Below are 19001 nucleotides of genomic sequence, written 5' to 3'. Positions count from 1 at the left end.
TAAATGAGCCATCAACGTTATTTTATCAGTGCATGTCTACTCGGACAAAAAGTCCGTTATGACGGCAAAGACTGCCTTGTCTATCAGTTAGTTCAAGCCATGCTCGATAAAAATTATGTCAGCTTATGTCCCGAAGTCAGTGCGGGACTTCCAACCCCGCGCCCCGCAGCAGAAATTCGCCATGGGTCAGGTGCTGATGTTTTATTAGGCCAAGCACAGGTTTTTTCCTCAGATGGTCATCAGCTTAGCGATGCCTTTATGCAAGGTGCCTACAAAGCTTTAGCATTGGCGCAAGCCAATCATGTCACCCATGCCGTGCTCAAAGCCAATAGCCCATCCTGTGGCAGTGATGGTATTTATGATGGCACATTTACGGGGCAAAAAATTGCAGGGGAAGGAATTACTGCCGCCCTATTTCGTCAGCACGGTATACATGTGGTTACCGAACAACAGTTTTTAGCAGAACTGACGCAGACTAAACTTACTGATGAACCAAACTAAGCAGTCCCGCCGCACAACTGAACAACACGGCAAAAGTACGATTGAGATATTTTTGCTGTCGCGGTGATGTTAAGAGTTTTAAAACTTTCGCTGCTAACCCCGTATAGCCCGCCATTACAATCAGGTCAATGGTGACCATAGTCATAGCCATAATCAGATACTGAATCCACTGCGGTTTAGACAAGTCTAGAAACTGGGGCAATACGGCCAGTAAAAACACAATGGCTTTCGGATTGCTCATATTGACCAGAAAGCCATACAAGACCAGTTTAGGAATCGATTTATTCGGTTGTTCCTGCTGAATTTCAATAGACTGTGCAGGTGCTCGCCATTGCAAATAAGCCAGATATAACAAGTACAACACCCCAAACCATTTCACAACCAGGAAAGCCCAAGGTGTGGTGGCAAATAGCACCCCTACCCCTGCAGCAACAATCCCGATTTGCACTAAAAGTGCCAGCTGTAAACCCAGTGCATTCCAATAGCCACGGCGAAAGCCATAATTCAGACCACTGGACATCGAAGCAATTGCACCTGCCCCTGGAGAAATACTAATGATCCAACATGCGAGTACAAAGCCCAGCCAAATTTGAAATGACATAGTGGTATTGAGAAAAAAATGACATTTAGATTATATGATCTTTCATGCTTTTAGGGTTTATTATTCATCAATGAATTTATCACTTAAGGCTATGAAGCAGAAACTGCATAAGGCACAATAAGTACAGCCAATAGAAATAACAATTTTTTTAGGAGCCATGAATGACCGCCCAATCTGTAATTCTACCATTACCTTCAGATCATGCCCGTTTTATTGTTTTACGTTTAAAAGATTTAAGTATTGATGAACTTAAAGAACAATTAGAAGATTTATTTTCCACCCGTGATCGTCTTATTACCCAACATCCAAATGCGCAAATTAAAACAGCGGTTGCTTTTGGCCCTGAACTTTGGGCACAACTTCATCCTACAGCGCCTGTAGGGTTTAAACAGCTAGAGCCCATTTATGGCTCTTTCAATATGCCTGTTTCACCTGCGGATGTTTTAATTCATATTGCGTCTCAGCGTACCGATATTTGTTTTGCCCTTAGCCAATCGTTCTTTGAAGGCATCCAAGATAAAGTTGATGTTTTAGATGAACGAGTCTGCTTCCGCAATTTTGATGGTCGAGATTTGACTGGTTTTATTGATGGTACTGAAAACCCACAGTTTCCCGATGATCGTGCTGCAACGACCTTATTAAGTGAAGATACAGGAGTATTCGCAGATGGTTCTTTTATCTTTGCGCAGCGCTATTGCCATGATTTGGAAAAGTGGAAAAAGCTAAAGGTTGATGCTCAAGAGCAAGTCTTTGGACGGACAAAACTTGAAAGTATTGAACTAGATGATGACGTTAAGCCTGAAAATTCTCACGTTGCACGTGTCGTGGTTGAAGATGATGAAGGCGAGGAAATGGAAATCCTACGTCACTCTCTTCCTTATGGCGATGGTAAAGGTGAGCAAGGTTTATTTTTTATTGCCTATACGAAAGATTTAAACATTATTGATGCGATGTTACTGCGTATGTTCGGCACCAGTGGTGATGGAATTCATGACCGTATGCTTCATTTTGTGACTCCTGTGGACGGTGCTTATTATTTTGCGCCGAGCGAAGAGTTGTTGGAAGAAGTGTTGGAAGGGTGATAAAAATCCATATCTCTATACTTTAAAAGTTGAATATAAATTTTCTTTACTAAAAAATATTAAAAAGAAAGGTATATAATTACCTTTCTTTTTATTCTTATTTTTTTAAATCCAACAAGCCTGAGCTAACTATTTTATCATTTTCAGTACATGATGGCTGTATATCCATATCGGCTTTGTTGCACAAAGATTTGAAATGCAAAGCGCCCCTAATTGAGCCAAATTTAAGGCGTAACTTGGGTAAGTGGTCGACCTAATTCCGTAAATCTGTTAAGGACTGCTACACGTGCATGGATCTCATTCACTTGGCTATCAAAACTCCTTGCACTGAGTTTATCTCCTAATAATTTGATGCAATGCATCTTAGTTTCAACCAAACTTCGCCGATGATAGCCTGACCATTTTTTCCATAGTGTCCTGCCTAAACGTTTAATTGTTCGAAGTAATTCATTTCGCTCTAGCGAGCTACTCTTTGTATCTTTCCATGGTTTCGCATTTTTTCTAGGTGGAATCACCGCATGCCCTTGCCGATCTGCAATGACCTGACGGCATTGCTTGGTGTCATAAGCTCCATCGGTATAAACAGAGTCAATCCGCTCATCTTGTGGAATCTGATTAAGTAAATCACCAAGCACCTGTGAATCACTGACATTATTGGTTGTAAGCTGAACTGCTCGTATTTGTAGGGTTTTAGCATCTATACCAATATGAAGTTTACGCCATTGGCGACGATATTCAGGTCCATGTTTCTTGCGTTTCCATTCGCCCTCACCTAGAAACTTCATGCCTGTAGAGTCCATGAGTAGATGCAGCCCATCGCTACTTTTTTGGTAGCTGATTACAATATCAATATGCTTTTGTCTTCTACAAAGCGTGGTGTAATCTGGAGCTATCCAATTTAATCCGCAAAGTTTAATCAGACTTTGCACAAAGCCAGTAACCATACGTAAAGACAGACGAAATAAGGATTTAATCATTAAGCAGCATTGGATGGCTGCGTCGGAGTAGGTTTGATTTCGCCCTTGTTTGCCTTTTGATGGCGCATACCATTGCGTAGCAGGATCAAACCAAATGGCAATATTTCCGCGACTCATGAGTGCTCGGTTATATGCGGGCCAATTGGTTGTGCGGTAGATTTTGTGTGTAGGCTTCTTCATTTGAAAATTATATCGCTGAAAAACCCTTTACAGATAGGTTTGTGCAACAAAGCCCTTGTGCGCGGAGTGTACAAAATGTCTTTTTTTTAATCTAGTAAAATAATGTTAATGAAGATGCAGCTCTCAAAAAAACAAAAAGGAGCAGCATGCTCCTTTTTGTTCGTCTCATTTTAAGCTTTAGAAGGCGACACGTTTATAGTGACGATACTCTGGCTTCCAGAAGTTCTTCTCAATCGCGTGTTGCAATTGCTCATCACTAATAATCGGGGCTACACCTGCATCCATTGCTGCTTTGGCCACTTTAAAGGCTATCAGTTTAGAGACTTTCTGAATTTCATCAATCTCAGGCAATAAATCTGCTGTAGGGTTCACGAGCATCGGTGAGCAATCTGCCAAAGCATTACTCGATGCAATTAGCATAGAGTCTGTCACACGGCTTGCATTGGCCGCAATCACGCCCAGCCCAATGCCTGGGAAGATATATGAGTTATTGCACTGCGAAATATTATAAATTTTGCCTTGATAGTTGACTGGAGCAAAAGGACTGCCTGTCGCAATCAAAACCTTGCCGTCCGTCCAGTGAATAATATCCGCTGGCACCGCTTCGACACGCGATGTTGGATTAGACAGTGGCAGCACAATCGGACGATCACAATTCGAAGCCAAAGTACGAATCACTTCTTCAGTGAATAAGCCCGGCTGACCCGATACTCCAATCAACACAGTAGGTTTGGCATTTTTCACGACATCGAGCAGTGAAATCACCTCTTCAGCATTGCCCCATTCCGCTATCACGTCTGGCTTTTGCGCCAATTTACGTTGGAAATCGAGTAGATTCGGCTGATTTTCAGTGATTAAACCAAAACGATCAACCATATACACGCGTGCACGCGCTTCGGCATCAGTTAAACCTTCAACTTTCATCTGCGCAACAATTTGCTCAGCAATCCCACAGCCTGCTGAACCCGCACCTAAGAAGGCAACAGTTTGATCTTTGAGCTGTTTACCTGCCGCACGTGATGCAGCAATCAAACTGCCCACAGAAACGGCTGCGGTACCTTGAATATCATCATTAAAACAACAGATTTCATCACGGTACTTATTCAATAAAGGCATGGCATTATTTTGCGCAAAATCTTCAAATTGAATTAAGGCTTTCGGCCAACGACGCTTCATCGCAGCAATCACTTCATCAACAAAAGCATAGTACTCATCACCACTGATGCGCGGTTGATTCCAACCCATATAAATCGGGTCATTCAGTAACTGCTGATTATTGGTCCCAACATCGAGGGTAATTGGTAAGGTGTAAGCTGGGCTAATACCCCCACACGCGGTATAGAGCGACAATTTTCCAATCGGAATACCCATCCCGCCAATACCTTGGTCGCCCAAGCCTAAAATACGCTCGCCGTCGGTAATCACAATAACTTTGACATTTTTCTTGTTGATGTTATGCAAGATGTCATCAATATGCGCACGGTCTGGATAGGAAATAAATGTACCACGATGGCGACGATAAATATCCGAGAAACGCTGACAGGCCTCACCCACCGTTGGAGTATAGATAATTGGCATCATCTCACTTAAATGGTTTTCAATGAGGTGATAGAACAAAGTTTCGTTGGTGTCTTGAATATTACGCAAGTAAATGTGCTTATTGATCGCATCATTAAAAGCACAATATTGTTGATAAGAACGCTGACTTTGTTCTTCAATGCTTTCTTCAACATGCGGAATTAAACCATGCAAGTTGAAGCGAGTGCGCTCTTCTTCCGTAAATGCCGATCCTTTATTTAACAGCGGCAACTCAAGCAAGGTATTGCCCGCATAAGGGATGTATAAGGGTTGTTTTGTCTTTAAATATTCTGTCGTCATTACCTATCTCGTTGTACATAGATTGAGATGAACCTATGGGGAGAATCTATGCATCTAATTCGGCTACTAGCTTAGCGCCATTTGCGCGTCTTTTGATATTTATAAACGTGATGCAATTATCAAAGCGATTTAGTCTGAAAATAAAAATCAAACCGACTCAACGTAAAAATGACGTTTACGGCAGTCTTTCAATCAAATAGCGCATGGATAAAATTTGAACTTGAATAAAGCTCAAGCTAAGCTAGCGCTTTTATTTCTTCTTTATATTAAAAATGATCATCAAAAAACTGATGTTGTTGTTGAGTCTTACGTGTCTTTGCCTCACACAAATGACAGCATGCCAATCCATTTCTACGGCGCAAACTACTGTGAGCAATAAAATTACAGGACTATTTGGTCATAACGAAAAACTGCCTGAAATCGATCCCAAAGGCATTGTCGATATCAGTAAAGCCACCATCGAGCAATATAAGCAACTCAGTGCAAATTTACCCTTGAACCAATGGGTCTATTTGGAAAATGAAAAACAAGGGATTTATCAGCTACAAAACAAATCGACCGAAGGCTTTGTGCTCTCACTACGTCTGAATTGTAAAATCAGCAGTCATCCCCCTACGTTTGAGCTTCAAGATGCGCAAGGCAAACGTATCTTATACGGCTATGATAAAGAAGCAGGACAGATTCAGTTTTTACTCGACAACAAAAACTATGGCAATCCCTTTGATCCATTTCAACGCCAAAGCCTGAGTCGTTTTCAACAACAGCTTGCCAGTGCCAAAGTCATTAAGCTCTTTCATGCAAGCAAACTGTATCGTTTTCAAAACCAAAATGCGGAACTCCTAAGCAAACCTGTCTCATGCCGTGAAAATAGCTAAAATGGAGGTTATTTGGGTGGGTTCAAATGTGACATATCAACAAACACACCGGTCAAACGGCGCACAATCGGTAGCACAATGAGCACTACAGGATAGGCCACCACCCAAGACATCATCCATGCGGACAGCCAAACCTGTAGGAAATTGTCCACCCAGCCCAAATTGCGCCAAAGATTGATCATCGAGATAATACCACTCATAAAAAATGAGATAAAAAATGGCAAAATAAACATGGCATATTTTGCTGGTAACTTGGGAATATTCCCAATGATCATGGGCCGCTGTTCAGACACGTTTTATCCTTAAAAGTATGCGTTTTGGTTTTCATCATACTGCGCTTTTCATGTTTATTGCAGCGCAATCGTTAGCAGTTTTTGAACATTTTTTATTCTATAAAAATGGATTCACCTAAAGACGCGGAAATTTGCTATATTTAGCGTTTTTCTGCGACATTAAATTTTCGACTGAATATGAACACGGCAATCCAAGCAGCTCTCGAGCACGCAGTACAAAACCTTCAAGCTGAAGGCGTCCTTCCAGCAGACTGGAACAACAGCAGTACTTTGACGCGTACCAAAGACCGAAGCCATGGTGACTTCGCGTCCAATATCGCGATGATTGCCTCTAAAGCTGCGGGTATGAAGCCACGTGATTTAGCCGAAAAAATTCTTGCTGCACTGCCTGAAGTGGCGGACATCAGCAAAGCAGAAATCGCAGGCCCTGGCTTTATTAACTTCTTTTTAAATGCTGACCAACGCTTTGCTGTACTTGATCAAATTCAAGCGCAAGGCAATCAGTTTGGTCGCACTCAAGCCAATGCTGCGAAGAAAATCCAAGTAGAATTCGTTTCTGCCAACCCAACGTCTAGCTTGCACGTTGGTCATGGTCGTGGCGCAGCATATGGGATGACGGTTGCAACCTTGCTTGAGGCAACAGGTGCAACGGTAGACCGTGAATATTATGTGAATGATGCAGGCCGTCAAATGGACATCCTTGCAACATCTACCTATTTGCGCTACCTCGAATTAACAGGCCAAGCACTGGTTTTCCCTAAAAATGCCTATCAAGGCGATTATGTTAAAGAAATCGCTCAAAGTATTATTGATGCTGATGGCTATGCCTACGTCCGCCCTGTGGCAGACGTCTATAAAGATGTCCCTGAAGATGTGCAATATGCAGAAGAACTCGATGCTGAAGGCAATAAAGTTGTCCTTTCAGGCGACAAAGAAAAGCATATTGATGGTTTAATCCATAATTCACAAAGCTTAATCGGTGAAGCTTACCGCGTATTCCACCAAGCAGCGCTGAATGCGATCTTAGATGACATCAAAGATGACTTGGGCGAGTTTGGCGTAACCTTTAACCAATGGTTCAGCGAAGCCTCATTGACAGACAAAATTGATGAAGCTTTAGAAACTTTAGAACAACGTGGTTTCTTATACGAAAAAGACGGCAACATTTGGTTCAAATCGACTGAATTTGGCGATGAAAAAGACCGTGTTGTGAAGCGTCGTAATGGACAAACCACTTACTTTGCTTCTGACATTGCTTATCACCTGAACAAATTACAACGTGGCTATACCCATATCATTGATATCTGGGGCTCAGACCACCATGGCTATATTTCACGGGTCAAAGCCGCGATTGATGCCTTAGGTTATGATTCGAAAAAACTGACTGTGCTTTTAGTTCAGTTCGTCAGCCTATGGCGTGGTGGTGAGATGGTACAAATGTCATCTCGTTCTGGTCAGTTCGTGACTTTACGCGACCTGCGTAAAGAAGTGGGCAACGACGCTGCGCGTTTCTACTACGTGATGCGTAAGTCTGAGCAACACATTGACTTTGACTTAGACCTTGCAGTTTCACAAAGCAAAGACAATGCGGTGTACTACATTCAATATGCGCATGCACGTGTCAATCGTATGGTCGATGTGAAAGCACCTGAAAAAGGCATTAGTTTTGATCGTAGCAAAGTAGCTGATTACGATGCGACCTTATTAGTTCTTGACGCTGAAACTGAAATTCTTGCCAAACTTGCGGCCTATCCTGAAATTGTGCTTCGTGCTGCAAATAGCTATGAACCACACCAAGTGGGTAACTATTTGAAAGAACTCGCAGCGTTATTCCATGGTTGGTATAACTTGGATAATACAAGAATTATCGACGAACAGAATATTGCCCTTTCGCAAGCCCGTTTATTACTTTCAATAAACGTACAACAAGTTTTGCGTAATGGTTTAGAGTTACTAGGTGTGTCTGCACCTGAAGCCATGTAATAAGTGAAGCAAAGCTTCGCACATGGCTGCAAGACCGAAAGCTATGCTTAAAGTAGCCATATCAATCCTGATGTATTGCTCGCTTTGTGAAACTTGAATTTTGCAAAGCGATTCTTTATTTTACGATGATGCCTCTTTTAATCCCTTGAGGCCAAGTACTAAAATAAAGAAAAGAATGGGCCAGTCCCTCATATTGATTAGAAGAAAAGAGGTTTCCACGTGTTTGGAAAAACGCAGCGCGGTGTATCTGAAAGACCGAACAAACCCAAAAAGCCACTGATTCCAGCTTGGCTCGGTACACTTGTGGTCATTTTAATCGTGCTCTGTTTTGCTGTAGCACTATTACTGTGGAAGCCTTGGGCACCAGTGAAGCCGAAAGGTCAAATCACTTCGGAACATTATCAAGAAGAAACCAATAAAGACTACCGTTTCTACGACTTACTGCCACAGCAGCAAGTGACGCCGATTCCTGATCAAGCCATTCCTGAAACCAAAGACAATCCAAGTACCGTGGTGATTGTTGAAGCACCTGCTGCCGAAGAAAGTACCCCTGCTGAACCGGGTTTAACCGAAGCAGCACCGACACCGCAAGCACCAAGCTTTATTTTGCAAGTGCGTAGCTACCCTGACCCAGACAGTGCCGATGCACGTCGTGCAGAAATTATCTTAAATGGTCTCTCTGCCGATGTAGTCAAAACCGTTGAAGGTGGCCAAACATGGTATCGCGTGATTTCAGGGCCATATGACTCGCAAGAAGCCGCAGTGATTGCACAGCAAACCCTACAACATAGCGGGATTGATTCGATTGTGGTCAAGCGCTAAAAAATTAAAGGATGCCGAGGCATCCTTTTTTATACTCTGAGTTTGGAGAGAAAATTTTGAATCAATTGCGCAACGTGCGCCGCATGCACATAAGCCAAATCATGTTATCCCTGTGACACGATGTGCAATTCTGCATGTGGTATTTGGTGGTGTAAGGCCTGCCCCACCGCAACAGGGCTAATCGGATCTGCATCGCCCCAAATCAGCAAAACTGGACACTGGATACGCTCCAGACTGTCCGTCAAATCAGACTGATGCTGAACAAACCAATCAGGAACCGTAAAGCTCTGTTGATAATCCTCTCTCCAATCCTCCACCTGAAAAGGGCTTAAATCAATGCCACCTGAGGTTGCCACGAGCACCAAGGCCTGCACCTGTTCAGGCTTTTGTAAGGCAGCTTGTACTGCAAAAATGCCGCCCATCGATTGTGCAATGACCACAGAAGGCTGTTGGATTTGATTCAATACATCGTCTTGTAAGCTCTCAAAACTCTGCACATCCACATCATCAGGATAGCCACCAAAACTCGGATAAGCGACGACCATGGTTGAATCGTCCTGAGGAAGGTGCTGGATAACAGGTTGCCAAAATGCCGTATTGCCCGATGCACCGGGTAAGAAAATCAAGTTCAAACCATCACCACCCACTAGAACCCACTGAGCTCTTTGGCTTTTTTAAAGGCTGGGCGCTGCTGAATGCGCTGTGCATAAGCAACCATTTGAGGGTTATGGGCTTTTACCCGCTCTTGCATCGCCACCACAGGGAAGCTCATTTGGATATCGGCAAAAGAAAAATCACCTGCAAAATATTCATGTTGAGATAAATAATTTTCCAAATATGCACTGTGCTCTTTCAAGCGTGGATTAATAAAACCGCCTTTCACCCCATCACAAATTTTATTGGCAATCGGTTTAATTAGAAATGGGACATGCTTCGGTACATTATTCATCACCAAGGTCATAACCAAATATGGCATCAACGAGCCTTCGGCATAATGCATCCAGTAGTTATATTGCATTAAATCCTTTGGATTTTTCGGTTTAAACTTGTGCTCCGTATCGTAGGTGGCTTGTAGGTATTCTAAAATCACCGCAGATTCTGCAATGACCAAATCACCATCGGTCAAAACGGGTGCTTTGCCTAAGGGATGAATGTTTTTTAACTCAGGTGGCGCAGCATAGGTCGGTAGGCGTTTATAAAACTTCACCTCATACTCCAGCCCTAATTCTTCCAAAGCCCATAAAATGCGTAAAGAACGTGAATGTTCCAAATGGTGCAGAATGATCATTGTTTTGCCTTTTGTTTTAATTGAAATCTAGCACTCACTTTACGCTAAAATTTGGATTTTGCACCTGTCGATACACATGAATACCCAGTCGCGCAAAATCCTTTACCACCTATAAAAAACCGTCAAGCGAGTTAAACAATTGAGGTTTCAATCTCGACGGAACGTAATAGGGTTTTAGTGACCGGTGTTTTTTGACAGATGTCTAAGATTTTTTGGCGCACTTCTTCTGTCAATGTTTGCTCAAACGACAAACGACGGCTGATCCATTCTCGGCCTTCTTTATTGGCATTAAAATCTGCTTCGACACTAAAAGCCCCCCACTCAATACCTTTGTGCTGTGCATACATCCGTAGGGTAATCATGGTGCAGGAAATCAAACCTGTACAAATAAAATCATAAGGTGCTGGGCCTTTGTCCTGACCGCCAAAAGACGCTGGTTTATCGGTAATGAATTGATGTCGTCCAGTACTTACTTCACCAGACCATGCTTCGACGCATGTTTTGACTTCTGCATTCGCAATTATTGCCATTTTTTTATTATCCTATTTTTCATTGATATTATTTTGAATAGATTTCAAGTATTTAAACTATCCACCTATTCTATTATTAAACGACTTTTCGCAGTATTCCTTTTATTTTGAAGCACGCATTTGGTCTGGAAATGCCGGAGCTTCCAAACGCGGACCTTCATAGTCAGGAATTGAACCAAAACGTTCATCTTGTGCAATCCACTGATCACGCGCAATTTTCAATTCTTCTTGAGTACGACCAACAAAGTTCCACCACAGTAAAATTGGACTTTCAAAGGGTTCACCACCTAACAGTAACAAGCGACTGCCAGCATGGATTTCAATTTCAATCGCACTTACACCCTGCTCAAGCACCACCATATTGTCTTCAGTCAGTTCATGTCCATTGACCGTAGCCGTTCCTTCTAAAGCCATAAATCCATACTCAAAGTTTGGATTGAGTGTTAAACGGGTTTTGGTGCTTTTTGCTGCGCTTAAGTCCACTCCTAATAGCTCGGTATAAACACTCACAGGTGAGGTAGTATTTAAAAACGCTCCGACCAAAACGGTAAATTCCACCCCATCTTTTTCCACCACTGGCAGTTCTGGATAATGATCGAAACGGGGTTCAACGGTAATTTGTGCATCGGGTAATGCAATCCACAATTGTGCCGCATGCATTTTGGTTTCTGTATCTGGTGCGACTTCCGTATGGGAAATCCCATGTCCTGCGGTCATTAGGTTGACCTGTTTTGGACGAATCAACTGTTTGCTGCCCAAACTGTCAGTATGCATCATGGTGCCTTCAATCATCCATGTAAAGGTTTGCAAACCGATATGTGGATGTGGGCCAACATCTAAACCGTCCCCTTGAGGGAAGGTTACAGGGCCTGCGTGATCTAAGAAACACCATGCACCAATCATTCGTTTATGGCGACTTGGCAGCGCGCGTTTGATGACCGTCCCTTGGCCTATTTCAGCACTTCTCAGTGGAAACTCTTGAATGAATTGATTTACGTACTTTTCACAGTCATCCGAATGTGAAAGTTCAGTATAATTATTATTCGTCATGTGCTTACTCATTACAGATCCATATGTCCTAGATAATAACAAGCAGATTCCCAACTGCACATCCCCAAAAATAGAATGCTGATTCTTAAACTTGGGACAATATCTTGTATTTTCAAAACCTAACTACAAGGCAATGCATGGATGTAAAAATGTTGTTACATCTTTCTCCCTATATGCCTTAGGAGTTCATACGCATCTACTCAAACTTTATTAGAAAGTATAGATATTACGATTTCGAATGACTCACTTCATCCAAATAATCAAACACCATAAAAAAAGAGCGCCTAAGCGCTCTTTTTTTAAGATAATTTTCGTCAACTGCCGCGAGCACAGCTCTTGGCGTAATTTAGGCAAGAAGCTTCGCTTCTTGAAAGCCTTTCTGCCGCAGACGTAGCCTTTGGCGTAAAACTGGCATGAAGCGTTGCTTCATGAAAGCCCAGTTTTACTCCCATTCAATCGTTGCTGGTGGCTTAGACGACACGTCATAAACAACACGAGAAACATCTTTAATTTCGTTCATGATACGAGTCGAAATTTTATCTACAAGATCATAAGGAAGATGTGCGAAACGTGCTGTCATGAAGTCAACGGTTTCAACTGCACGAAGCGCAATTACCCATGCATAACGACGGCCATCACCTACAACACCAACTGATTTAACCGGTTGGAATACAGCAAAGGCTTGTGCAGTTTTATCATACCAGCCACTGGCACGAAGCTCTTGCATGAAGATGTCATCTGCAAGACGTAAAATGTCTGCATATTCTTTCTTCACTTCACCCAAAATACGCACGCCCAAACCTGGACCTGGGAATGGGTGACGATATAGCATTTCAAATGGTAAACCTAAAGTTGTGCCTAAACGACGCACTTCATCTTTAAACAAATCACGGATTGGCTCAACCAATTCAAAAGCTAAGTCATCTGGTAAACCACCCACATTGTGGTGAGATTTAATCACATGAGCTTTACCATTTTTGGTTGCAGCAGATTCAATCACGTCTGGGTAAATTGTCCCTTGAGCAAGGAAGTTTACGCCATCAAGTTTACGCGCTTCTTCAGCAAAAACTTCAATGAACTCACGACCAATGATTTTACGTTTCTTCTCAGGATCAACTTCACCAGCTAGTGCAGTCAAGAAACGCTCTTCAGCATCGGCACGAATCACACGGATACCCATGTTTTTCGCAAACATGTCCATCACTTGCTCGCCTTCGTTCAAACGAAGTAGGCCATTATCAACGAATACACAAGTCAATTGATCGCCAATCGCACGGTGTAAAAGCGCAGCAACTACTGATGAATCAACACCACCCGACAGACCAAGAAGAACTTTTTGATCGCCAATTTGTTGACGTAATTGTTCAACGCGTAGGTCAATGATGTTTTCAGAGTTCCACAGGCTACGACAGCCACAAATGCTGTGTACAAAGTTCGATAATAACTCTGCACCTTTTGCAGTGTGCGTTACTTCTGGGTGGAACTGAATACCGTAGAAACGACGCGTTTCATCAGAAACCATCGCAACTGGACAGCTTGGTGTGCTTGCAGTGATTTGGAAACCTTCAGGAATCGCTGTCACTTTGTCACCATGGCTCATCCAGACTTTAAGTTGGTCTTTGGTGTCTTCAAGATCACCAATCAACTTGTCACGAACTTGGATGTTTACTTCGGCATAACCGAACTCATGTACAGTACCCGGCTCAACTTTACCGCCAAGCTGTGCAGACATGGTTTGTAAGCCATAGCAAATACCCAAAACTGGTACACCTAAGTTGAACACAACTTCTGGCGCACGTGGGCTGCCTTCTTCGTGTACGCTCTCAGGACCACCTGACAAGATGATACCGTTTGGATTAAATGCACGAATGTCTTCTTCAGACATGTCATAGGCATACATTTCAGAATATACACCAGCTTCACGTACGCGGCGTGCAATAAGCTGGCTATATTGAGAACCGAAATCCAAAATAAGGATACGATCTTCAGTAATTTGAGTATTGGTAGTCATGACAAACAACTATGAAAGGCAAACGAATATAAGCGCCGTATTCTAGCATTTTTCCGCGCATAACGCACATAATTCGGACAAGCTTTATACAACGCCTAAAACCCAATGGTTTTTATATCAAAAAGCACGCTTTCGCGTGCCTGATGTTTATTTCAAAACTTTTTCTATTTTAACGACTTCTATATCGGTCGGTTTATAACGATGTGTATCGACCTCGCCCACAACCTGCACTTTATCGCCTGCTTTAATATTGGATGCTTTCCATAAATCATCATCAATATCCAACAAAATAACTCCTGTACCATCGTTGAACTCGTAGTGGTCTTCATTAAGATGTTTCAGCAATGTCCCTTTTAAAGTGACCGCCGTTTCATCTTTGAGCTTTGCAATGGCTGACACAGAGACATGATTCTTTGCTGCTTCTTGTAAAATGATATGGTCATCCTTAGCCCATGCACCAGCGGCAAGACTTAAACTTGTAATACATAACCCTATTTTAAAAAGATTTTTCATCTTATTTTCCTCATGTTTTATTGATCTTGATCAAAACAAAAAATGGACGTCCACACCGTACTTTTTTGTAAATAAAAAAGCAGCATCGTGAATGCTGCTTTTCATTTTGAATTATTTTTCAATCAGATGATCTAGACTCATTTTTCCAGCACCATGCAGCATTAGAAAAAATAAACCACCCGCCATAGCAAAGTTTTTCATAAAGTTAATGCTGTCTTGCGTACCATCGTGAAAAATAAACGCAGTAATCATACTAAAAAGACCTAAACCAAACGCAGCAAAGCGGGCTTGAAAACCAAATAACAGCGCTAAGCCACCACCAAACTCAACTAAAATGGTTAAAGGTAATAGCGCTCCGGCAACACCCATAGACTCCATATACCCTACAGTTGCGCTATAAGCTGAAATTTTTCCCCAGCCTGCAACAAGGAAAATATAAGCCATCAGTACACGGGCAATTAAAGCTAAAACTGCATCGGTATTGGGTTGATTGACAATATTTTTGACCACAACATTTGGATTAAACATTTTTACACCTTTAAATACGTTTTATTTGAAGTTGTAGCTATCTTAATGTTCTCTATTTTTAGAATAAATGTCCATTTTCATCACGCATCGTTTCAAAATAAGAACACCCATAGCTAAATTTATTTACGTTTTAATACTGACTTCTGATAACGAGACTGCTAGGATTTCCGCACTGTTTTGCTTATTTGTGCCCCATGGAACTGATTGATTTTATATTACATGTCGATGACCATCTGCTTGAGTTTATCACCAACTATGGGGTTTGGATTTATGCAATTTTGTTTCTCATCATCTTTGTGGAAACCGGTTTGGTGGTCATGCCGTTCCTACCCGGCGACAGTTTATTATTTGCCGCAGGTGCCTTAGCAGCATCCACAGGTGCAATGAATCCGTGGTTCCTTGGTGTTTTACTTTTTATCGCGGCCGTACTGGGCGATACGCTGAATTATCACATTGGCCGTTATATTGGACCGCGCGTTTTTGAAATCGAGTCACGTTTCATCAATAAACAACACCTGATTAATACACAAAAATTCTTTGAAAAACATGGTGGTAAAACTATTATTTTTGCGCGTTTTATTCCTTTTGCGCGGACTTTTGCACCTTTTGTAGCAGGTGCAGGAAAAATGGACTACAAATTTTTCCTGTCTTATAACCTGATTGGTGCATTCTGCTGGATTGGTTCATTTATTACTTTAGGCTATATTTTTGGTAATGTGCCTGTAGTCAAAGACAATTTCACGCATCTGATTTTCGGCATTATTATTATTAGTGTCTTGCCGGGGATCATTGGTTTTATTCGTGCCAAATTAAAGAAAAAATCAACCACTGAAGCTTAAGCAAAAAAGCGTAGAATCACGGGAAACATACACACCACCAACAACATGGCCGATCCTTTATATAAGAGATCGGCTTTTATTTGTTTGGACTCGCCCGATAAAATGGCACGGCCAAAAGACATCCAGAACAGTGCCGTTGGCAATAACACCAGACTAAACACCGCAAAGACCAAAAAGAAATTGGTGGGATTATCCCAGGCTTCATAGGGAAAAATACCCGCAGCAAATAAGACCGCTTTCGGATTTTTCAAAGTAGAAAAAAACAATTGTTTGGGCCGAATCGAGGTAAAACGTTGATTATGTTTTTCTAAGTGCGAGCTTTTCCACAAATGAAAAGCCAACCAAAATACATAAACTGCACTGAGTGCATGTAAAAGATCAATCAGATAAGGCCAAGTCGGTGTACTGAGATGAATCAGGAGTGCCCATAAATTGATGGCATAGAAATACCCAAACAGTTCTGCGGGTACAAGTAAGCTGGTCTTCGCCAGACCTTGCTGATGTGCAGAGCTTGCGAGTAAAGCATTGGTTGGTCCCGGAATCATCAAGACAGCAATCATTGCCAATACAAACAGCCAACTCTCAATCATAGACATCCAACAACAGCATTAAAGATGCGCAATTTAGCCGAAAAAGAACGGTTTCCTCAAGTCAAAGCCGAAAAAAATACAGAACCCATGAGGTAAAAAAGTGCGTGTTAAAACGATAGTCCATTGTTTTATTGAAATTATTTTCGAAACATTTTGCTAAGATTTTAATGACTACTGAAAGGTTGAACCCTTCAGCAGGATGAATAAATGCGGCATTAATTCGTCTTATTTTGCACGGTAATCGCACAGCCTTTGAATTTTGCAGCTTGTACAATCGCCTCTTGCTGACCCAAAAGTCGTGAAATTTCAGTTTTTTTGGTATTCGATGATTGTCCCATATTCACTGAAACGCTTGGACCAAAGCCCCAACCGCCACCATGACTCCAACCGCCGCCCAGCCCTACACCTACACCCATACCAGTACGTTTCGCAGTGGGTACACCTTCATCTAAATGTTGCTGAATCCGATTATATTCTGCTTGTAACTGTTGGCAGTTCAAAGCTTGATACTGTGTAGGAGAGACATAAGTCGGTTTAACCGTTGTGGCACAGGCACTCAATAACAGCATACTGCCCATTAAAAAAGCAATTGTGATCTTTTTCATGCTGAATCTCGCAATTTATTATTCTCAATCTCATTGAACAATGATTGATAGGCCTGCGTCAATTTATGATCGTGTGCCAAATGAATTAAGGGTAAATTTTTGTGATGCGATTCTTTCATCAGCACCGATGGGGGCAACATACTTTCTAGTACAGGAAGACCTTCATCCTTCAGCTGTTGCACCACTTCACGCGGAAGTTTGGCCTGCGCTTGGAACTGATTCACCACAATGCCTTCAATTTCCAAATGATCATTATGATCGTCTTGAGTTTCGAGCACATTTTCGATCAAAGTTTGCAATGCACGTTTAGAAAAGACATCACAATCAAACGGAATCAGGACTTTATTGGCTGCAATCAGTGCCGACAAAGTAAAGAAGTTAAAGGCTGGTGGTGTATCGATATAAACACGATCATATTTTCCAGCAAGCTGTTGTAACGCATCACGCAGTTTATAAATTTTATGTTTTGACTCTAAAGCATAAGCCAATGCCCCGAGGCTTGGGCTGGCTGGAATCACATCCAAATTTTTAAAAGGGGATTGGTGTACATAACTTTCTAAGCCTTTAGCTCGTCCTTTGAGGATCGAACCAATGGCACTGCCCAATAGACTTTTATTTTGAGTCGTTCCAAGCACTTCTTCAAAATAGTTTTCAATATTGGGTTCTAAAGCTGGTTTATCTGCAGAATACGTTGCGTCATCGCCCAATACATACTGACTCGAATTCGCTTGCGGATCGAGATCAATCAATAAGGTGCTTAGGCCTTGATGTGCACTAATTGCCGCCAAATTTACTGCAATACTGGACTTACCGACACCACCTTTTTGATTAAATACCACACGTGTATGCATGAAATCCCCTCCCTCTTGTTATTTTTCCGCTATAGATAGCAGTGTAGCGCAGAACAATCGCTGTGCCGATGATTATGTCTAACAATTAGCCAAAGTTTGGTTTAATCATGACTAAACCTAAAATGGATATCATCGCAACCACCGCCAAGAATAACCCCGCTCGGCGCTGTGTAAGTAAAATGCTGTCTTCTTTTTTATAAGCTTTCGACAAAGAAGATAACATCACTAAAAATAAAACCACTTTGGCATAAAACCATGTTTGCACATCAAAGTTTTTCATGACCAAAAGGGCAATACCAGTCAGTACAATCACCAGCATGCTTAAGTGCTGAAGGGCTACAAAAGCTGTTCGACCTGCTGGATTAGGCTGATTGCCTTGGACGCCTTTAAATAGCGTCATGGCACGCGCCAAAATCACGACACATGCCAAGCTGACCGCACTCATATGCACGATCTTAATCAATAATTGTGTTTCCATGACTGAATCTCTGCTTAGCTTTTCGGGGCATGTGCGCAATTTGGACTAGAAGTGTCTTGTCCTTGCCATTCTTCAGGTAGAAAGGCATGAATAGCCAAAGCATGAATTTTACCTGGACTGAGTAAGTCTCCTGCTACCGCATAAATTTTTTGATGGCGCTGAACTAAACGTAATCCCGCAAAAATATCACTCACCACGATTACTTTAAAATGTGACTCTTTCCCCGGAAAATAGCCGCCATGACCAGAAGATTCATTCACGACTTCTAAATGTGATGGGGAAAGCTGTTGTAAGCGTTCAATCAATTGCTGCTCCAAGCTCATACCTGTCTCCAAAAATAATGATTCGTTCAGAGTATACCTGTTCCTTCGAGATGTTGAATGCGTAAAACCCTTTCAGCTAGCATGAGCCACAACTTTTCGCGAGTAAAAGTTAAAAAAGCTCAAAGCACAGTCTAAAACTGGCTTTATTTTATGCAATTAAACTCAGCTTTTTCATAAAGCTATTGACCCTGAACTTGCTTGCT

The 19001-nt window shown here is 42.0% G+C and carries 21 protein-coding genes and 1 pseudogene; 6 read left to right on the top strand and 16 right to left on the bottom strand.

The window, feature by feature from the left end; all coding sequences use genetic code 11:
• The first annotated feature begins 3 nt into the window (after nt 1-3).
• Nucleotides 4-501, top strand: a complete 498-nt coding sequence (locus AC4CVD_RS00405) for a 2-thiouracil desulfurase family protein (protein ID WP_005401896.1) — start codon at nt 4-6, stop codon at nt 499-501.
• On the opposite strand, the gene AC4CVD_RS00400 is transcribed toward AC4CVD_RS00405, so the two are convergent.
• Nucleotides 482-1102 carry a LysE family transporter gene (locus tag AC4CVD_RS00400; RefSeq protein WP_005401897.1) on the bottom strand — a complete coding sequence of 207 codons (621 nt, stop codon included), beginning with the start codon at nt 1100-1102 and terminating at the stop codon, nt 482-484. The genes AC4CVD_RS00405 and AC4CVD_RS00400 overlap by 20 nt on opposite strands.
• Before the next feature lie 161 nt (nt 1103-1263).
• Here AC4CVD_RS00400 and AC4CVD_RS00395 point away from each other — a divergent pair, with 161 nt between their 5' ends.
• Nucleotides 1264-2184 carry a Dyp-type peroxidase gene (locus AC4CVD_RS00395; RefSeq protein WP_005401898.1) on the top strand — a complete coding sequence of 307 codons (921 nt, stop codon included), beginning with the start codon at nt 1264-1266 and terminating at the stop codon, nt 2182-2184.
• 224 nt (nt 2185-2408) lie between these two features.
• Here AC4CVD_RS00395 and AC4CVD_RS00390 read toward each other — a convergent pair whose 3' ends face one another.
• Together AC4CVD_RS00390 and AC4CVD_RS00385 are read right to left on the bottom strand one after the other, a co-directional pair.
• Nucleotides 2409-3341: an IS5 family transposase gene (locus tag AC4CVD_RS00390; RefSeq protein WP_081405714.1), complete on the bottom strand. Its 933-nt coding sequence runs from the start codon at nt 3339-3341 to the stop codon at nt 2409-2411.
• A gap of 177 nt (nt 3342-3518) precedes the next feature.
• A complete protein-coding gene (locus tag AC4CVD_RS00385; RefSeq protein ID WP_490751679.1) occupies nt 3519-5219 on the bottom strand; it encodes an NAD-dependent malic enzyme in 1701 nt (566 codons plus the stop codon).
• Nucleotides 5220-5491: 272 nt separating this feature from the next.
• Here AC4CVD_RS00385 and AC4CVD_RS00380 point away from each other — a divergent pair, with 272 nt between their 5' ends.
• Entirely contained in the window at nt 5492-6094 is a 603-nt protein-coding gene (locus AC4CVD_RS00380; RefSeq protein ID WP_039890974.1) for a YfjT/YkfB family phage-associated protein, read from the top strand.
• Between the two features lie 8 nt (nt 6095-6102).
• On the opposite strand, the gene AC4CVD_RS00375 is transcribed toward AC4CVD_RS00380, so the two are convergent.
• Nucleotides 6103-6387, bottom strand: a complete 285-nt coding sequence (locus AC4CVD_RS00375) for a DUF2798 domain-containing protein (RefSeq protein WP_004684392.1) — start codon at nt 6385-6387, stop codon at nt 6103-6105.
• A 177-nt stretch (nt 6388-6564) separates the two neighbouring features.
• Here AC4CVD_RS00375 and argS point away from each other — a divergent pair, with 177 nt between their 5' ends.
• Both argS and AC4CVD_RS00365 read left to right on the top strand, forming a co-directional pair.
• The gene (argS, locus tag AC4CVD_RS00370; RefSeq protein WP_490751677.1) at nt 6565-8370 is read left to right on the top strand and encodes an arginine--tRNA ligase; all 1806 of its coding nucleotides are present in this window, start codon (nt 6565-6567) and stop codon (nt 8368-8370) included.
• A 219-nt stretch (nt 8371-8589) separates the two neighbouring features.
• Nucleotides 8590-9192 (top strand): SPOR domain-containing protein, encoded by a 603-nt coding sequence (locus tag AC4CVD_RS00365; RefSeq protein WP_004684390.1) that lies wholly within the window; start codon nt 8590-8592, stop codon nt 9190-9192.
• A 29-nt stretch (nt 9193-9221) separates the two neighbouring features.
• Here AC4CVD_RS00365 and AC4CVD_RS00360 read toward each other — a convergent pair.
• The 7 genes and pseudogenes from AC4CVD_RS00360 to AC4CVD_RS00330 form a co-directional block, all read right to left on the bottom strand.
• Nucleotides 9222-9824: pseudogene (locus tag AC4CVD_RS00360) on the bottom strand (alpha/beta fold hydrolase).
• A 14-nt stretch (nt 9825-9838) separates the two neighbouring features.
• Nucleotides 9839-10480 carry a glutathione S-transferase family protein gene (locus AC4CVD_RS00355; protein WP_005401903.1) on the bottom strand — a complete coding sequence of 214 codons (642 nt, stop codon included), beginning with the start codon at nt 10478-10480 and terminating at the stop codon, nt 9839-9841.
• Between the two features lie 131 nt (nt 10481-10611).
• Nucleotides 10612-11010, bottom strand: a complete 399-nt coding sequence (locus AC4CVD_RS00350) for an OsmC family protein (protein ID WP_087013900.1) — start codon at nt 11008-11010, stop codon at nt 10612-10614.
• Nucleotides 11011-11112: 102 nt separating this feature from the next.
• The gene (locus AC4CVD_RS00345) at nt 11113-12060 is read right to left on the bottom strand and encodes a pirin family protein (protein WP_490751674.1); all 948 of its coding nucleotides are present in this window, start codon (nt 12058-12060) and stop codon (nt 11113-11115) included.
• 442 nt (nt 12061-12502) lie between these two features.
• Nucleotides 12503-14071: a glutamine-hydrolyzing GMP synthase gene (gene guaA, locus AC4CVD_RS00340; RefSeq protein WP_004684379.1), complete on the bottom strand. Its 1569-nt coding sequence runs from the start codon at nt 14069-14071 to the stop codon at nt 12503-12505.
• Nucleotides 14072-14218: 147 nt separating this feature from the next.
• Nucleotides 14219-14584: a NirD/YgiW/YdeI family stress tolerance protein gene (locus tag AC4CVD_RS00335; RefSeq protein ID WP_005401906.1), complete on the bottom strand. Its 366-nt coding sequence runs from the start codon at nt 14582-14584 to the stop codon at nt 14219-14221.
• A gap of 111 nt (nt 14585-14695) precedes the next feature.
• Complete coding sequence (locus tag AC4CVD_RS00330; protein WP_005401907.1) at nt 14696-15112, bottom strand: DoxX family protein; 417 nt, start codon at nt 15110-15112, stop codon at nt 14696-14698.
• Between the two features lie 194 nt (nt 15113-15306).
• On the opposite strand from AC4CVD_RS00330, the gene AC4CVD_RS00325 reads away from it, so the two are divergent.
• Nucleotides 15307-15951, top strand: a complete 645-nt coding sequence (locus AC4CVD_RS00325) for a DedA family protein (RefSeq protein ID WP_005401908.1) — start codon at nt 15307-15309, stop codon at nt 15949-15951.
• Here the strand turns inward: AC4CVD_RS00325 and AC4CVD_RS00320 are convergent.
• The 5 genes from AC4CVD_RS00320 to AC4CVD_RS00300 form a co-directional block, all read right to left on the bottom strand.
• Nucleotides 15948-16541, bottom strand: coding sequence for a LysE family translocator (locus AC4CVD_RS00320; RefSeq protein ID WP_005401909.1), 594 nt, complete (start codon nt 16539-16541; stop codon nt 15948-15950). The two genes, AC4CVD_RS00325 and AC4CVD_RS00320, sit on opposite strands and share 4 nt — an antisense overlap.
• Before the next feature lie 215 nt (nt 16542-16756).
• On the bottom strand, nt 16757-17146 hold the full coding sequence (locus AC4CVD_RS00315; RefSeq protein ID WP_005401910.1) for a hypothetical protein: 390 nt from the start codon (nt 17144-17146) through the stop codon (nt 16757-16759).
• Nucleotides 17143-17997: a ParA family protein gene (locus AC4CVD_RS00310; RefSeq protein ID WP_005401911.1), complete on the bottom strand. Its 855-nt coding sequence runs from the start codon at nt 17995-17997 to the stop codon at nt 17143-17145. The genes AC4CVD_RS00315 and AC4CVD_RS00310 overlap by 4 nt, the downstream gene beginning before the upstream one ends.
• Nucleotides 17998-18082: 85 nt before the next feature.
• Nucleotides 18083-18475, bottom strand: a complete 393-nt coding sequence (locus tag AC4CVD_RS00305; RefSeq protein WP_005401912.1) for a SirB2 family protein — start codon at nt 18473-18475, stop codon at nt 18083-18085.
• Between the two features lie 14 nt (nt 18476-18489).
• Nucleotides 18490-18798 carry a BolA family protein gene (locus AC4CVD_RS00300; protein ID WP_005401913.1) on the bottom strand — a complete coding sequence of 103 codons (309 nt, stop codon included), beginning with the start codon at nt 18796-18798 and terminating at the stop codon, nt 18490-18492.
• Nucleotides 18799-19001 lie beyond the last annotated feature (203 nt).

The organism is Acinetobacter sp. LipI_23 (assembly GCF_058243045.1).
The sequence above is the reverse complement of the archived record's forward strand: the minus strand, read 5'-3'. Positions and strand labels throughout refer to the sequence as shown.

Bases quoted from the DNA above. Each gene is read 5' to 3' on its own strand.
- AC4CVD_RS00350 (WP_087013900.1), bottom strand. From the start codon at position 11,010: ATGGCAATAATTGCGAATGCAGAAGTCAAAACATGCGTCGAAGCATGG.
- AC4CVD_RS00335 (WP_005401906.1), bottom strand. From the start codon at position 14,584: ATGAAAAATCTTTTTAAAATAGGGTTATGTATTACAAGTTTAAGTCTT.
- AC4CVD_RS00355 (WP_005401903.1), bottom strand. From the start codon at position 10,480: ATGATCATTCTGCACCATTTGGAACATTCACGTTCTTTACGCATTTTA.
- AC4CVD_RS00385 (WP_490751679.1), bottom strand. From the start codon at position 5,219: ATGACGACAGAATATTTAAAGACAAAACAACCCTTATACATCCCTTAT.
- AC4CVD_RS00330 (WP_005401907.1), bottom strand. From the start codon at position 15,112: ATGTTTAATCCAAATGTTGTGGTCAAAAATATTGTCAATCAACCCAAT.
- AC4CVD_RS00315 (WP_005401910.1), bottom strand. From the start codon at position 17,146: ATGAAAAAGATCACAATTGCTTTTTTAATGGGCAGTATGCTGTTATTG.
- AC4CVD_RS00325 (WP_005401908.1), top strand. From the start codon at position 15,307: ATGGAACTGATTGATTTTATATTACATGTCGATGACCATCTGCTTGAG.
- AC4CVD_RS00380 (WP_039890974.1), top strand. From the start codon at position 5,492: ATGATCATCAAAAAACTGATGTTGTTGTTGAGTCTTACGTGTCTTTGC.
- AC4CVD_RS00320 (WP_005401909.1), bottom strand. From the start codon at position 16,541: ATGATTGAGAGTTGGCTGTTTGTATTGGCAATGATTGCTGTCTTGATG.
- guaA (WP_004684379.1), bottom strand. From the start codon at position 14,071: ATGACTACCAATACTCAAATTACTGAAGATCGTATCCTTATTTTGGAT.
- AC4CVD_RS00400 (WP_005401897.1), bottom strand. From the start codon at position 1,102: ATGTCATTTCAAATTTGGCTGGGCTTTGTACTCGCATGTTGGATCATT.
- AC4CVD_RS00390 (WP_081405714.1), bottom strand. From the start codon at position 3,341: ATGAAGAAGCCTACACACAAAATCTACCGCACAACCAATTGGCCCGCA.
- AC4CVD_RS00405 (WP_005401896.1), top strand. From the start codon at position 4: ATGAGCCATCAACGTTATTTTATCAGTGCATGTCTACTCGGACAAAAA.
- AC4CVD_RS00310 (WP_005401911.1), bottom strand. From the start codon at position 17,997: ATGCATACACGTGTGGTATTTAATCAAAAAGGTGGTGTCGGTAAGTCC.
- AC4CVD_RS00345 (WP_490751674.1), bottom strand. From the start codon at position 12,060: ATGACGAATAATAATTATACTGAACTTTCACATTCGGATGACTGTGAA.
- AC4CVD_RS00395 (WP_005401898.1), top strand. From the start codon at position 1,264: ATGACCGCCCAATCTGTAATTCTACCATTACCTTCAGATCATGCCCGT.
- AC4CVD_RS00300 (WP_005401913.1), bottom strand. From the start codon at position 18,798: ATGAGCTTGGAGCAGCAATTGATTGAACGCTTACAACAGCTTTCCCCA.
- AC4CVD_RS00305 (WP_005401912.1), bottom strand. From the start codon at position 18,475: ATGGAAACACAATTATTGATTAAGATCGTGCATATGAGTGCGGTCAGC.
- argS (WP_490751677.1), top strand. From the start codon at position 6,565: ATGAACACGGCAATCCAAGCAGCTCTCGAGCACGCAGTACAAAACCTT.